The following is a 14,393-nucleotide window of genomic DNA, read 5'->3' as shown; positions in this document are numbered from 1 at the left end:
GTAATTAAGTATGGAGATTTTCAATCCACAAAGGATTATGCTTACAAAATATCTCTTTTATACAGGCAAAGGCGGTGTAGGTAAAACTTCTACTGCTTGCGCTACCGCAGTCACCCTTGCGGACACTGGCAAAAAGGTGCTTCTCATCAGCACCGATCCAGCTTCAAACTTGCAGGACGTGTTTAACACTGAGCTGACGAATAAAGGTACTCCTATCAAAGAAGTACCGAATCTTGTAGTAGCTAACCTTGATCCCATCCAGGCGGCAGCAGAACACAGGGAAGGTGTCATTGCTCCCTACCGTGGGAAACTGCCCGATGCAGTGCTTAACAATATGGAGGAACAGCTTTCCGGTTCTTGTACAGTCGAAATTGCTGCATTTAATGAGTTTTCAAACCTCATAACCGATGAAAAGACGCAGAAAGAATACGACCATATCATTTTTGATACTGCGCCGACAGGCCACACCCTCAGAATGTTGCAACTTCCATCTGCATGGAGCAATTTTATCAGTGAAAGTACCCACGGCGCATCCTGCTTGGGGCAGCTGTCTGGATTGGAAAGCAGAAAAGAAATTTATAAAAAAGTTGTTGAAACTTTAGCCGACGGCAAACTGACAACACTCATTCTGGTTTCACGTCCAGAAAACGCGCCTCTCAAGGAAGCAGAAAGAGCGTCTAGAGAGCTTGCTGAGATTGGCGTAAACAATCAGACGATGATCATTAACGGTGTACTGACCTCGTATGATGATATTATTTCTGAGAGTCTCTATCACAAGCAACAGAATGCGCTTGCTGAAATGCCGCAGGGTTTAAAAAACCTTATTACTTACGCTGTGCCTCTCAGGGCCTATACCATTGCAGGAATGGACAATGTAAGAGCATTGCTTACTAAGGATAATTATATTGTCCTTGATGAAACGATACAGGCTCAGACAATCCCACAGCTTAAGGATGTCATTGAGGATTTGTACAACACCAATAAAAAGGTCATATTTACAATGGGCAAAGGTGGTGTTGGTAAGACTACCATTGCGGCGGCAATTGCTATAGGATTATCCGCAAGAGGTAGAAAGGTACACCTTACCACGACTGATCCTGCTGCACATCTCAAATTCGTAATTGATGAAACCAGTGGCATCACTATGAGTCATATTGACGAGCACGCTGAACTAAAAAAATATCAAGAGGAAGTGCTTTTCAAGGCAAGAGAAACCATGGCCGATGAGGATATTGCCTATATTGAAGAAGATTTGCGTTCCCCTTGTACGCAGGAGATTGCAGTATTCAGAGCCTTTGCACAAATAGTAGAGAAAGCAGAAGATCAGGTTGTTGTTATTGACACTGCACCGACCGGTCACACTCTCCTGCTGCTTGATTCAACGCAAAGCTATCACAAGGAAATCCAACGTTCACAAGGAGATATTCCCGAATCTGTAAAAAACCTGCTGCCACGCCTCCGCAATGATGAAGAAACCGAGGTCATTATTGTTACGCTTGCTGAAGCCACACCCGTGTATGAAGCAATGCGCCTCGAAGTAGATTTGATACGTGCAGGTATTGCGACCAAATGGTGGGTCATCAATTCCTCGCTGTATCACGCCGGCACAACAAATCAATTGTTATCAGCCAAGTCAAGCAACGAGATTGAGTGGATCAACAAAGTCGATAAACATTCAGGTGGAAACTTTGCCGTCATTGCTTGGAGTGCCGATGAAATCAAAGGTGATAAGTTGCTTACCCTCTGAAAAGGCTCAATAGCTAGTTTAAAACAATAGGAGGGATTTTGCTGTGAAGGTTGCAATAATATCAGATATTCACGCCAACGTCATTGCTTTAAAGGCTGTACTCAAAGACATTGAAGAACAACAAGTTGACAGTATTTATTGTGTTGGCGATTTAGTAGGATATGCCCCGTTCCCCAATGAAGTCGTAGATTTAATTAAAGAAAAGAACATTCCCACAGTCATGGGTAACTATGATGATGGAATTGGTTATCAGAGATTTATTTGTGGTTGTGACTATAAGGATGCTGAAGCTGAGGCTTTAGGACATGAATCTATAGCGTGGACAAAGGGGCACACTTCTGAAGAAAATAAAGAGTTCTTGAGAAATCTTCCCAAAGAAATACGAGTTGATATTGCAGGTAAACGATTTCTGTTGGTTCATGGTAGCCCAAATAAGTTAAATGAATACGTTACCGAAGAAATTTCTCAAGATTATGCCAGTGAAATTATTACTCTTGCTGACACCGACATTCTTGTCTGTGGTCATACCCATCTTCCCTTTACCATGGTCTTGAAAGATAAATCGCTAATTAACGTAGGCAGCGTTGGAAAACCAAAGCATGGAGACCCTCAAGCTATATACGCACTTATATCTTTTGAAAGGGGCGTAACGGTTGATTTTCGAAAAGTACCTTATGATTATGAGGCAACGGCAACGGCAATTGAGGCCTCTGAGTTACCGAATGAGTTTGCCCAAATGATTCGGACGGGAAAATATTAATGATCTTCCCGAACCATTTTGATAACAATAGAAGGAGTTGTATAGAGCATGAGTATTGAATTACCAGTAAGCCGCAAGTTATCATTCCTAGATCGCTACTTAACCTTGTGGATTTTTTTAGCAATGGCAGTGGGTGTTGGTATAGGTTATGTATTCCCTGGTACCTCTACGTTTATTAATCAATTTCAAATGGGGACGACCAATATTCTGATTGCCATTGGTCTAATCGTGATGATGTATCCACCACTAGCAAAAGTGAAATATGAGGAAATTGGACGTGTCTTTAAAAATGGCAAAGTCATGACCCTATCTTTAGTTCAAAACTGGATTATTGGGCCCATTTTAATGTTTGCTCTCGCTGTAATCTTTTTGCATAATTACCCAGAGTATATGGTTGGACTTATACTGATCGGCTTAGCCCGTTGTATCGCCATGGTCATTCTCTGGAACAGTCTTGCTAAAGGAGACTCGGAGTATGCTGCAGCGTTGGTTGCTCTGAATTCTGTTTTTCAGGTTATCTTTTATTCAGTCTATACCTACATCTTTCTTACTCTCCTTCCAGACTGGCTCGGTTTATCCCTGAATATTAACGTTAACATTAGTATGTGGGAGATCGCCCAAAGTGTTCTCATTTATTTGGGAATTCCTTTCTTTGCTGGGATGCTTACGCGTTTTATGCTTTTACCAATCAAAGGAAAAGAGTGGTACGAAAAAAAATTTATCCCTAAGATTAGCCCACTTGCGCTCATCGCCTTGCTATTCACGATTGTTATAATGTTCTCACTCAAAGGCCAGACGATTGTTACCGTACCAATGGATGTCATACGAATTGCGATACCGCTCTTGGTTTACTTTGCAATTATGTATTTTGTCTCCTTCTATATGGCTTGGCGACAAGGACTTCCTTATGGTCAAACTGTCACCTTAGCCTTTACAGCGGCGAGCAATAACTTTGAACTGGCTATTGCAGTTGCTGTTGCAGTATTTGGAATTAAATCTGGAGCCGCGTTCGCTGCAGTCATCGGCCCGCTCATCGAAGTGCCAGTCATGATTGCCTTAGTTAATGTAAGTTTGTTCTTTGGAAAGAAGTATTTTAACAAAAAGGGCATGCCGATTAGAGGATAGCGTCAACCATAGTAGCGTATTTGAGAACCAGGCACATTTTTATCAGTCCCGGCAAAAAAAATTGGGCTTCGTAAAGTTATTGACCTAGGGCATCAGATGTAATTGCCGTTGAAGGTTGTCCACTCCAATGTGCCACCGAAACAATCTCGTAAAAGAATTCAAAACTTTTGCCCCCGCCATCGTCGATAGCTTTATTGAAGCAAAACTTCGAAATCTTGAGAATCGCTCAGATATTGAAGACCACGGTGTAGAAAGTAGCCGGATTAATCCACCGAGCACTTTATAAGCAAATGGAGGTATAGTTTATGGACCTTGATAAAAAGACTTATGAATTAATTGCAATTGGTGCAGCTATAGCTGGTGACTGCCAACCATGACTGGAATACCACTTTAGCGCTGCCCGTGTGGCTGGCGCAACTACTGTAGAAATAAATGCATCAATAGAAATTGGCAAAATGGTTAGAGAAAAGCCGAAAGAGCATATGGATGTATTGATTAAGAGGTTGAGCGAAATCAATTCTGATCCAGCCTGTGGCGGATGAGGACCCTAACATAAACACTACAGTTTGTAGTGAAATAATTATGTATAAAAGAACACAAATTTCCCTGGGCAAGAACCATTAATACTGGCTTGCCTTTTTTACTTAATCGGCGTAGTTACATGCAGGACAATGTGGAATTAAGTTAAACCCAGAAATCGGCCAGTAATTGTTATTAGGTGAGATTTAATGGGAAGTGGATATTCGTAAGATATAAGGATAGAAGTACATGGGAAACTCCAGGTGGACATAGGGAGAAAAATGAACATATAAACTTTACTGCGTCAAGAGAGTTAATTGAGAAACTGGTGCAAAGAATTTCAGCATTATCCAGTATCTTATTATTCAATTAACGAAGAGGAAGATGAAGAGGAAGTTTTGAGATTTACCTATGCGAGGCTAAATTTCTTGAACAAGGTCTTTTTATTTCTAGGGTATTCTTGAGCTAACGTACCCGTATGCGCAAGTAGATTTGCAACTAGGTTGACACTAAAATAGCAGGTCTCGCATTTTCGCGAGACCTGCTATTTTAATGAATTGATTTACTTATGCCGCAGTGTTGTGCCGCTCCAGCGCTCCACTTGCTTCATGAGCATGAATCATCCTACCCACACTTTTGATTGTCATGAGTAGTAACTCTAAGCCTCAAATCAGCTGGTGAAGTAGTGGCCCTGTTCGAGATCCGGAATCAGTCCAGGGTGAACCGGTTGCCATCCCAAGAGTTCCTGGGGCATTGCGCTCGACTTATGGAGATCGAGCGCAGCAATGGCGCCGAGAAAGCCGAAGTGGGCGTCTGCCTCTTCACGGGAAATGCTGACTACCGGCAGGTTCAGGTGGCGACCAATGACGCAGGCGATGTCGCAGAATGGCACGCCCTCGTCGCCGACCCCGTCAAGCCGTGACCCCGCCGGGGCGGCTTCCAGCGCCAAGCGGAACAGGCGCGCCGCATCGAGGCGATGTACGGCCGGCCAGCGGTTGGACCCGTTACCGATGTAGGCAGAGACGCCCTTCGTGCGGGCGATGTTGATCAGTCTCGGCACGAAGGCCTTGTCGCCCTCGCCGTGCACGGACGGACAAAGCGCCACGATCAATGTCCGCACCCCGCGCTCAACCAGCGCGATGGCCTCGTTGTTCGATGCCTCCCCGTTTGAAATATAGAATGGGATGAGGGTGGAGGAATTAGTTAACTGTGAGTCGGAAGGGGGATCAGGATAAGCGGTGTTTAACAAGAATCTACGAATGAGTCACATCATATGGATAATTTTGCTTGTGCTTTTATAGTACCACTGGGAAGTGGCATTTATACAGGATATCCTACGTTTATTAAGAATGTTGCGCATTATGGGCAGTCTATGACATCCAAAATGGATACTTCTAGGATCGAGGGGAATGCTAGTAGGGGTAAGTTTTAGCCAGTTTATAGTTTAAAGAGCTAGGGGATCATAATTACATCCTCCCTTGGCTCTTTTTAAAACGGAAAGGAACATATAAATATTCATGAACAAAGATGTATTAATTCTGGTTGCAGCTTGGGTTGCAACAGTTATAATGCTCATATTATTTATCCCAAAAAAGAAAATTCGTGAAGCTCAACTTATTTTCCTTTTTAAGCAATTCATCACATGGTTGATAGGTCTCCTAGTTGTAGAACTTCGATTAATAGAATATCCTGTTAGGCTTTTTAAATATGCAAACAAGACAAGTTTTACATTTGAATACTTTATTTATCCTGCCATTTGTACTGTGTTTAATATCAATTACCCAGTTGGGAAAAGTAATATAAGAAAATTTATGCATTATTTTTATTTCTGTACAACAATGACAGTGCTTGAAGTTTTGTGTGTAAAATATACGAATATTATTGTGTACCTTCATTGGACATGGTATATAACATGGATTACTCTTTTCATAACATTCTTTATTTCCAGGAAGTACTATCTTTGGTTCTTCAGCTACAACAAGTACACAGAAGGGGAATTACTCATAGATAAATTTATGAAATAAAAAAAGGCTAGGTGCTTTTTTGTATATACTGAATCCAAACAGGAGTTTTGATCGTTCATCTTCTGAATTCGACGTCGCATTATAGACCTAAAAATATAGCTCTTTCAACCGGACAGGGCACGTTGGTGTTACTTCATTGTAGGCTAATATGGACCATATGTTCCCACAAACAGGCACGTGGAATGCTTGGTAGTGCTATATCGGTGTTGAGTTAAAGCCATTGATATAAGCGGGTCGTAGAGTAGGTTGTTATTTTTTGTGTCGTGGTGTGAGGGAATATATGTAATTGTATTGCCAGATAGGTATTGCCTAGTTCTAGGGACCATGCGCTTACGATATTTAGTGGCGAGACGACAAAAGAGCCCTCCGTATAGCGAAAGCTCTTTTGAAATAATCTATTTTAATCTAAAGAGAGTACGACTTCGGGGAAGATTCCTTGTGGTGAAATCTTACAATTACTGAATAGTGACAGTACTTCCATCTGATGTTGTTTCAACAGTTGGTGAGTAAATCCCTGCTGTGTTGTCCACATTTATCTGGAATGTTGCAGGTGTATTAGTAACGGGATCTCCAGAATCTACTAAATGTATAGCAGTATTAGTGTAAGTTCCGTCATTATTATTGACTTCTACAAAACTATCAGGATTGCTACTGTTAATCTTGAAGTTGCTTAGTTTTGTGACCGCCTCATCAGTAGTGAATTTTAAAGTAATCGTATCTCCAATCGTGGCTTTTGTAGGATCAGGAGTATTATTAGATGAAATCATTACTTTAGATATTCTGGCATATTCAGCTATTATAGTAACAGCACTTCCATCTGATGTTGTTTCAACAGTTTGCGAGTACAGACCTGCTGCGTCCTTTACATTAATTTGGAATGTTGCTGGTAAACCTGTAATTATATCTCCAGAATCCACCAAATGTGTTGCAGTATATGCATTACCGATATTTGTAAATGTATTGGGATTACTACCATTAATCTTAAAGTTACTTAATTTTGTAACTGGCTCACTTGATGTAAAGGTTAGAATAATAGTATCTCCATTCATAGCTTTTGTATTGTCTGCATTATTAGATGAAATCGTTACATTGCTAATGACCGGTGCCACTGCTACCACATTTACAGTGCAGGTAGCTGTCTTTGATCCATCCGCTGTTGTGGCAGTAATCTTTGCCGTTCCGGCTACAACTGGAGTTACCACACCATTTGCATCAACAGTTGCTACATTTGGATCACTGGATGTCCATGTTACATTTTGGTTTGAAGTTAAAGGAACTACTGTCGCTGTTAGTGTTCCTGTTGCGCCACCCGCTATCAGCTTCAGAGTATATTGATTCAATGTTACACCCGTTAATGCTACGTTTGCTCCACCAACAGTTACAGTGCAGGTAGCTGCCTTTGATCCATCCGCAGTTGTGACAGTGACATAGGCTGTTCCTGTACTGACACCTACTACTTCGCCGTTTGAATCTACCGTTGCAACTGCTGTGTTAGTTGATGCCCAAGTTACATTATTATCAGCTTTAGCGGGAGCTATTTTTACGGCAAGGGTTTCACTATGTCCAACGGTAAGGGTCATTCTCTTTTTAATAATTACTGCAGATACTTTATGAGTTGCACTACTTGATGAAATGCTTTGGGTATGTTTTTGAGTTATCGAAGGTGGCGATGATAGCGCAGGTAATGAAGAAGATAAGAAAAAACTCACAAGACAGACCGTTGAGCATAAAGCTTTAGTCTTTTGTTTCACTAGTTATTCCTCCTTTAAATTACTAAAAACCAACTTTCATTGAAGGTCGCACTATTTTTCCTTTCATGCATTTATCTATTTAATACGTAAGATATTTGTATTTTATGGGGGTATTCCCATATTATATTCTACGATGAAACCTACAATTAAGAAAACTCAGCATATTAGCAACCACTAAAACAAAACTGTGGCCATCCGTTCATGCGGGCGTGTCTGTAAAATTACAATTAAATAATTGCTAATTATGTTAATATGGTCCCGTAACAGGGCACGTTGGTGTTACTTCATTGTATGTATGGTCACAGTATATGATGGACGTAACCGGTCAGACCGCAATGTGTGGTTGTTTAAGAGGTAAGGCTATTCGTCGCAGCGTGGACATAACCGAACATTACCGTATTTCAATAAATGTGGCCACTCCTCAACAAGTCACTTCTCCGCCCCGACCTGACCCAGTCAGTGATTCTCCGATGGAGGTGGCAAGTTAAGATGAAAGATATAAATGATGTATGTGTTGAATGCAATCGAGAGTCTTATTGCTTAGAACCGTGCAAACAGTGGTTAATTGAGAACAACAAATGCCCTGTTTGCCAAAACAAACTCATCCGGGTTGGAGGCTGTACTGAATGCATAACTGGTGATTGGTCGAAGTGTGGATAATATAAAACCAATTAAAATGATTACTGGTTTGCGCAGTATTATGTGAATTATATTGTATTAAAACACTTAAAAGACAAAACATAAAGACACCGAAATCAGCTATCAAACCTGATTTCGGTGTCTATTGATGTGATGCGTGTTAAGTAGACTTATCATATTGTGAGTTAAAGGACCAAAAAGGGATTGTCATCTATGCACTAATTATCGGAATCCCAAAAAATGAAATAGGCTTACTGCGAATATGTTCCTATTATGAAAGTAACTCTCCTGCAGAAAATGCCTGTTTTAATAATTCTTCCGATAGCTTCAAATTAGGTGAACTTGTATTAGAACAAAGCAAACTGTCTATAAGCTCCCAACCGAACATGGAAAAGGCGTTATTGACGGACTGGATAGGAGCTTGAAACGCGTCTTTGTTCTCATTTCCTTGTGAGAAGATAGTAACTGCTTTTTTTCCAGGATAACGAGCTTGGAATGGGAATGAAGAGCCTCCGATCATAGGGAACATTCTATCAAGCCACTGCTTGGATTGTCCTGAAATTTGCATGAAATAAATGGGTGAACCAAAAATGATACCGTCAGCGTTTTTAATATCTTCATACATTGGTTGTAAATAATCTTTTGTCGCGCAACCCTCATGGATCCTACAATAGAAACAGCCTTGGCATCCCTTGATGCCATCATCATTAAGATCATAGATTTTTACTTCAGCACCTTTTGACCTGGCTCCTTTGATTACTTCCTCAATTAGTAAAGAGGTATATCCATTTTTTCTTGGACTACCAACAAATGCGATAATTTTACTCATGTTGAGACCCTGCCTTTCAAAACGATCTTTTTACACAATAGTATTATAGCAAGATAATATCCATATCGATATATATGAACTGAAATATTGAAAATTAAAGTTAATTTTATAGCTTTACTTATGTTCCCATTCTTCGCTTCTTAAGTTTCCTTCTATATGAGTAGTGTCTATTAGAGTTTTATGGGCTTGCCAAGGTGGCAAGCCCTTTTATTTTAGGAGGAGAAATTAATTGATTAATTATCTTATGAGTTTGCATATATTGCAGATGCTCAAGCGAGAGAATCTGATTACCGAAGAAGAATTTAGAGCCATAGATCATGAAAATAGAAAGTCCTTTTTGACTTGATTAGTGTCCCAAGCAATTATAACATGTCACCACAAAAGGAATATAAGGAAAAAGGAGAGGGGGTTTTATGGCGTTAAATTCAGGAGGGAAAGCAGTAGAAGCTGTGCTCTATTTGATCTTTATTGCATCGAATATAATGCAATTGTTTCTATTCAGACGACTGAAAAACCGCTTTACAACTCAACGAGAAATGGTAAGACTTTTATTAAAAGGTCTATATTTGCTCAAGTTTAAAGCTGAATTAGTTTTCAGCAGCTCATAGAGATTAGTCAATTTAATAAGAATATGGAATTTTGGGGTAGGGGGAGGCGTATCCATTTTTACGGAAAATCAGACAAATGGGAGGATAATTCACATGATAACTGAAATTAACAACACGAAGCTGTTGAATTCATACAGAGGCTTAATTGCTGTTGAGAAGATGGAAGTTCTCTCGCCAACGCATTTTGTTTTTTTAATAAAGGTTGCGAAGTCCATTTGAAAGTTGTTATAACGGGTATAGGCATACGAGATCATAGGGTTTTTGAATTCCTTTACTTTGATAAAAGAAATGACGGTCGGGGTTTAGGTGACTTCGACCTGCAGTGTTATATTAGTGAGTTTTTGGGATTAAACATAAACTTGATTTAGTAGTCCAAATAAAAGGAATAACCAGTTAATCAATTTCGGACAAGTGGTAGAAAAATTTCATCTACCACTTTCTCTAAGAAGTCCTGCGTAGTGGCAGGTCAACCACTATATGTAGTGGTTTTGGAGCGAAGAATGAACAAAAATCGGGCTGAAAAAGTGCAAATTTCAGACCGATTTTTTTACACGTTTTATAGATGACATCGGAGATATAGGGATAATAACCATTATTTTACAGAAACGTATAGAATCTAAAATAATTGACATACTAAAATGTAGGTGTTATTATCCGATACATACAGTGACTACACCGAGGACACCACTTTTTTGAGAAGAGGGTGATTATATATTACGGATCATTATTAGAAATACATCTGGGAAACCAATTTATGAACAGATTAAAGAACAAATTAAGGAAGCTATACTCAGCGATGAATTGAATGAAGGAGAGATTCTTCCATCCATCAGGCAGCTTGCCAGTGAATTAAAAATAAGCGTAGTTACTACAACAAGAGCTTATTCTGATTTGGAGCAGGAGGGTTTTATTGTAAGTATACAAGGTAAAGGCTGTTTTGTTTCCCCGAAAGACAGTGAGCTGGTACGTGAACAGCTTCTACGTAAAATTGAAGAGGGTTTTGCGGTTTCCATAAAGGCTGCAAAGATAGCTAAATTACCTCATAAAGAATTATTACAAATACTTAAATCTATGTTGGAGGGAAATCAATATGAATAACGCTATCGAAATACAAAATCTTTGTAAAAGCTTTAAGGATTTTTCATTGAATAATATCTCTTTTTCTTTACCAATGGGTTATATCATGGGATTTGTTGGTCAAAACGGCGCAGGTAAGACTACCACAATCCGGCTGATCCTTAATATGATTAACAGGGATGGCGGCGAAATAAAAATATTCGGACTGGACAATGTGCAGGACGAGCAGAAAATTAAGCAGGATATTGCAGTAGTTTTTGATGATATCTGTTTTGTTGACAGTTGGAAAGTCCGGGAAGTAGAAATAGCTATCAAAGGCTTTTACAGCAACTGGAGCAGTAAGTTATTCAATCAATATATAAGCAGCTTTCATCTGCCTATAGAAAAAAAGTTGAAAGAATTATCTCGTGGTATGAAAATGAAGCTAATGCTCGCTGTTGCGATGTCTCATGAGGCAAAGCTGCTGATATTTGATGAACCGACGAGCGGACTTGATCCTGTTGCACGAGACGAACTGCTTGGGATATTGAGCAAATATATCGCCGACGGGCAAAAAAGCATACTTTTTTCGACCCATATTACCTCTGACCTTGAAAAAATCGCCGACTATATTACGCTGATTGATCATGGAAATATTTTTTATTCTGGAACCAAAGATGATCTACAGGAAAACTTTTGCATCGTCAGGGGCGGCCCGCATGACCTGACGGATGAGCTGAAGAAAAGTATTATCGGGCTCACCACAAATATCGCAGGATTTGCGGGACTGTTGCCGACTTCCGAGATGAAACATTTGGCTCCGGAAATCGTTACTGAAACACCTTCTATAGACGAGATCTTAATATCAATAAGTAAAGGAGAAGGAAACCATGAGTAATATCCTCAAATCGATAAAGCTCGATCACCATATAATGAAGTCGCGTTATCCGATGTTCGTTATTGCTTACATTCTTGGAATTTTCCTCGCTGTGATTTCAAAAACGCCCATTTATGGCGCCTTGGTTGTCATGATTATTTCGGCGCCCCTTACCGGTCAGTACTTTTCCATATATGAAAAAAACAACCTCGAAAAACTGTATGGAGTATTGCCGCTCAAGAAATTCGAAGTCGTCATAGGCAGATACCTATATGCCCTGTGCATCGTCGTCATAAATGGTATCATCGCGACGATACTGGCCTATATCATTTCGTTTTTAACCAATAGGGGAATGAGCAGCCTTGAATCCCTGACCTATTTGTCCGGCGGCTTCTTTTATGTCTGCCTGATGCTCGCGGTGATATTTCCGCTGTATTTTAAATTTCCGTTCTCCAAAGTATATGTCTTTTCCAACTTGCCGTTTTATTTAGTTTTCATAATCACCTTCGCCTTTACGAGAAAAACGAATGTACTGAAACAGACGGGCCCGGTGGCCCAGTATCTCGCTTCCCACCTTATAATGATTGCGGCGATCGGGTTGAGCCTGGGGTTGATTCTGCTGGCACTTTCTTGCCTTTTATCCTGCGCTCTTATTGAGGGAAACCGGGCGGTAAGCCTACCGGCGGAAAAACCGGAAAAGCGCCTGTTTTTCGTCGACAACCTGCGCACATGGATGGTGATCCTCGTCGTGCTGCAGCACCTGGCCGAACTCAACAACACGTTGTATTTGTTCATGATGCTGAACTCTGCATACTTCATGGGCCTGCTCTTCCTGCTCGCGGGGTATTTCACGCCCGGATCATTCGAACGCAAGGGACCCGGAACCTTCCTGAAGGACAGGCTGCTGCGGCTCGGCGTCCCCACGCTCATTTACGCATTCATACTCAGCCCAATTGCGAGAATTGGCACGCATATGCAGCAGGCACTTGCGGGTAATATAACGGGCAGCCTGTTTGCCCTGGGGCCGATGTGGTTCGCAGTGATGTTGCTTGTATTCGACCTGGGCTACCTGGCGTGGCGCATGGCGGTCAGGAACAGTCCGGAGCACCCTGCGGCGGAGAATCGCCGTAGGCTCACGTTCCTCGCAGTTGCGCTCTTCATGCTGGCGTTGGCGGCGGCCAGTTACCTGCTTCGGTTCGTCATACCGTACGGCATGTCTATACTTGGTTTCCCGTCGCTTGATTATCTGCCCCAATATCTAAGCTTTTTCCTGATTGGAATGCTTGCCTTTCGGTGGGACTGGCTCCGGTCGATCCCCGGTTCGCTCGGGCAGCTGGGCTTCGTTTTGGCCGTGCTCGCGACGGTCATATTGTTCCCTGTGGCTCTTATCGGCGCGGGCAGTGCGTGGATAGGCCATGGCAGCTGGCAGTCGGTGGTCTTCGCCCTGTGGGACTCAATCTTCGCTGTGGGGATGAGCCTTGTGCTGGTCACGTTCTTTCGCCGCTTCCTCAACGGCGGGAAGAAGTTCGGCCGGTTCCTCTCGCAGCATTCCTTCACCGTATACCTCATCCACGCGCAGATCATCGTTTTCCTGATGCTGGCGCTGCGCGGCTTGCAGACGCAACCGCAGCTGAAGTTCTGCCTGGCGGCGATCGTGGGTTTACCGCTCTGCTTCGGTATAGCCTGGCTTATAAGGAAGATACCGTATGTGAAGAAAATATTATGAGTAGGCTTTAAATGGCAAGGCGCAAGTATTCGAACGAGGAAGTGGAACAGAGGCGCAAGAGCACCATCAGAGCATGTTTTATATCAACAAGAACGAATCGAACCTGTTTGTCAAAAGAAGGTACAGTTTCGGTTGGACATACAATCTTGCGCACCCGAGGGCATGGATAATCTATCTGGCTATAATAGCGCTCATACTTTTTGTAATATTCCGTAAAGCGATTCTGTGATGAAACGTAAAGACCGCGACAGCCTTTCCCATCCCGCTTGTACGTACGCGACAGGGGGGCTGTCAAGAGGCTGTATACATGTAAAGAAATAAATACGGAGGTGAACTTTTAATGGAAATTAGAATGCCGGTCGGGGTCGGGGTTGAGGTGACTTCGATCGGTAGTTTTCTAAGTGCACAAACTTATTAGTTTGCCAACTATTTGCTAAACTGACATTTTTCAGTCTCAAGGTGTTTGCTATCGAGACACTTTACTACATTGTTAAGCGTCCGGGCACGTTGGCGTTACTTCATTGTAAGTTTGTAGTACATTCAATTCGATGATGACATATTTAATGCGTTGGTTGAGTAGATAGAAATGGTATGCTACCCCCAGATAGGACAGTGAAATAAAAAACTGTTCAGTCTGGGGGTAATTATGTCACAACAGAGAAAAATTCCAGTAGATGAGATGGTACGAATAGTAGAATTGTATCTCTCGAAGAAAATAGGATATAAGTCAGC

At 41.5% G+C, this 14,393-nt stretch carries 13 protein-coding genes; 10 read left to right on the top strand and 3 right to left on the bottom strand.

Translation table 11 applies throughout. The features are described 5' to 3' along the window. Positions 1 to 10: 10 nt before the first annotated feature. The 4 genes from arsA (at position 11) to E4K68_RS20295 (ending at position 4,174) form a co-directional block, all read left to right on the top strand. Positions 11 to 1,747, top strand: coding sequence for an arsenical pump-driving ATPase (arsA, locus tag E4K68_RS06530; protein ID WP_135378150.1), 1,737 nt, complete (start codon positions 11 to 13; stop codon positions 1,745 to 1,747). A 43-nt stretch (positions 1,748 to 1,790) separates the two neighbouring features. After that, complete coding sequence (locus E4K68_RS06525; RefSeq protein ID WP_135378149.1) at positions 1,791 to 2,507, top strand: metallophosphoesterase family protein; 717 nt, start codon at positions 1,791 to 1,793, stop codon at positions 2,505 to 2,507. A gap of 48 nt (positions 2,508 to 2,555) precedes the next feature. Further along, the gene (gene arsB, locus E4K68_RS06520; RefSeq protein WP_135378148.1) at positions 2,556 to 3,632 is read left to right on the top strand and encodes an ACR3 family arsenite efflux transporter; all 1,077 of its coding nucleotides are present in this window, start codon (positions 2,556 to 2,558) and stop codon (positions 3,630 to 3,632) included. 404 nt (positions 3,633 to 4,036) lie between these two features. Continuing rightward, positions 4,037 to 4,174 (top strand): hypothetical protein, encoded by a 138-nt coding sequence (locus tag E4K68_RS20295; RefSeq protein ID WP_158291374.1) that lies wholly within the window; start codon positions 4,037 to 4,039, stop codon positions 4,172 to 4,174. A 647-nt stretch (positions 4,175 to 4,821) separates the two neighbouring features. Here E4K68_RS20295 and E4K68_RS06515 read toward each other — a convergent pair. After that, positions 4,822 to 5,400 carry a hypothetical protein gene (locus E4K68_RS06515; protein WP_199241707.1) on the bottom strand — a complete coding sequence of 193 codons (579 nt, stop codon included), beginning with the start codon at positions 5,398 to 5,400 and terminating at the stop codon, positions 4,822 to 4,824. Positions 5,401 to 5,668: 268 nt separating this feature from the next. On the opposite strand from E4K68_RS06515, the gene E4K68_RS20980 reads away from it, so the two are divergent. After that, complete coding sequence (locus E4K68_RS20980; RefSeq protein WP_135378147.1) at positions 5,669 to 6,175, top strand: CBO0543 family protein; 507 nt, start codon at positions 5,669 to 5,671, stop codon at positions 6,173 to 6,175. 455 nt (positions 6,176 to 6,630) lie between these two features. On the opposite strand, the gene E4K68_RS06505 is transcribed toward E4K68_RS20980, so the two are convergent. Continuing rightward, positions 6,631 to 7,926, bottom strand: a complete 1,296-nt coding sequence (locus tag E4K68_RS06505; protein WP_135378146.1) for an Ig-like domain-containing protein — start codon at positions 7,924 to 7,926, stop codon at positions 6,631 to 6,633. Between the two features lie 308 nt (positions 7,927 to 8,234). On the opposite strand from E4K68_RS06505, the gene E4K68_RS06500 reads away from it, so the two are divergent. Next, positions 8,235 to 8,414 carry a hypothetical protein gene (locus E4K68_RS06500; protein ID WP_135378145.1) on the top strand — a complete coding sequence of 60 codons (180 nt, stop codon included), beginning with the start codon at positions 8,235 to 8,237 and terminating at the stop codon, positions 8,412 to 8,414. Positions 8,415 to 8,836: 422 nt separating this feature from the next. Here E4K68_RS06500 and E4K68_RS06495 read toward each other — a convergent pair whose 3' ends face one another. Then, complete coding sequence (locus tag E4K68_RS06495) at positions 8,837 to 9,394, bottom strand: flavodoxin family protein (RefSeq protein WP_135378144.1); 558 nt, start codon at positions 9,392 to 9,394, stop codon at positions 8,837 to 8,839. Between the two features lie 244 nt (positions 9,395 to 9,638). Between E4K68_RS06495 and E4K68_RS21625 the strand changes: the two genes are divergently transcribed. The 4 genes from E4K68_RS21625 (at position 9,639) to E4K68_RS06475 (ending at position 13,661) form a co-directional block, all read left to right on the top strand. Continuing rightward, the gene (locus E4K68_RS21625; protein ID WP_348982842.1) at positions 9,639 to 9,740 is read left to right on the top strand and encodes an SHOCT domain-containing protein; all 102 of its coding nucleotides are present in this window, start codon (positions 9,639 to 9,641) and stop codon (positions 9,738 to 9,740) included. A 973-nt stretch (positions 9,741 to 10,713) separates the two neighbouring features. Continuing rightward, positions 10,714 to 11,100 carry a GntR family transcriptional regulator gene (locus tag E4K68_RS06485; RefSeq protein WP_135378143.1) on the top strand — a complete coding sequence of 129 codons (387 nt, stop codon included), beginning with the start codon at positions 10,714 to 10,716 and terminating at the stop codon, positions 11,098 to 11,100. Continuing rightward, on the top strand, positions 11,093 to 11,956 hold the full coding sequence (locus E4K68_RS06480; protein WP_135378142.1) for an ABC transporter ATP-binding protein: 864 nt from the start codon (positions 11,093 to 11,095) through the stop codon (positions 11,954 to 11,956). Before E4K68_RS06485 ends, E4K68_RS06480 begins: the two co-directional genes overlap by 8 nt. Then, positions 11,949 to 13,661, top strand: a complete 1,713-nt coding sequence (locus E4K68_RS06475; protein WP_135378141.1) for an acyltransferase family protein — start codon at positions 11,949 to 11,951, stop codon at positions 13,659 to 13,661. The genes E4K68_RS06480 and E4K68_RS06475 overlap by 8 nt, the downstream gene beginning before the upstream one ends. Positions 13,662 to 14,393 lie beyond the last annotated feature (732 nt).

Source organism: Desulfosporosinus sp. Sb-LF, assembly GCF_004766055.1.
In the GTDB taxonomy this organism is placed as follows: Bacteria; Bacillota; Desulfitobacteriia; order Desulfitobacteriales; family Desulfitobacteriaceae; genus Desulfosporosinus.
Note: the sequence above shows the minus strand (reverse complement) of the source record. Positions and strands in the feature narration are given on the sequence as shown.

Bases quoted from the DNA above. Each gene is read 5' to 3' on its own strand.
- arsA (WP_135378150.1), top strand. From the start codon at position 11: ATGGAGATTTTCAATCCACAAAGGATTATGCTTACAAAATATCTCTTT.
- arsB (WP_135378148.1), top strand. From the start codon at position 2,556: ATGAGTATTGAATTACCAGTAAGCCGCAAGTTATCATTCCTAGATCGC.
- E4K68_RS20980 (WP_135378147.1), top strand. From the start codon at position 5,669: ATGAACAAAGATGTATTAATTCTGGTTGCAGCTTGGGTTGCAACAGTT.
- E4K68_RS06500 (WP_135378145.1), top strand. From the start codon at position 8,235: ATGATGGACGTAACCGGTCAGACCGCAATGTGTGGTTGTTTAAGAGGT.
- E4K68_RS06495 (WP_135378144.1), bottom strand. From the start codon at position 9,394: ATGAGTAAAATTATCGCATTTGTTGGTAGTCCAAGAAAAAATGGATAT.
- E4K68_RS21625 (WP_348982842.1), top strand. From the start codon at position 9,639: ATGAGTTTGCATATATTGCAGATGCTCAAGCGAGAGAATCTGATTACC.
- E4K68_RS06480 (WP_135378142.1), top strand. From the start codon at position 11,093: ATGAATAACGCTATCGAAATACAAAATCTTTGTAAAAGCTTTAAGGAT.
- E4K68_RS06475 (WP_135378141.1), top strand. From the start codon at position 11,949: ATGAGTAATATCCTCAAATCGATAAAGCTCGATCACCATATAATGAAG.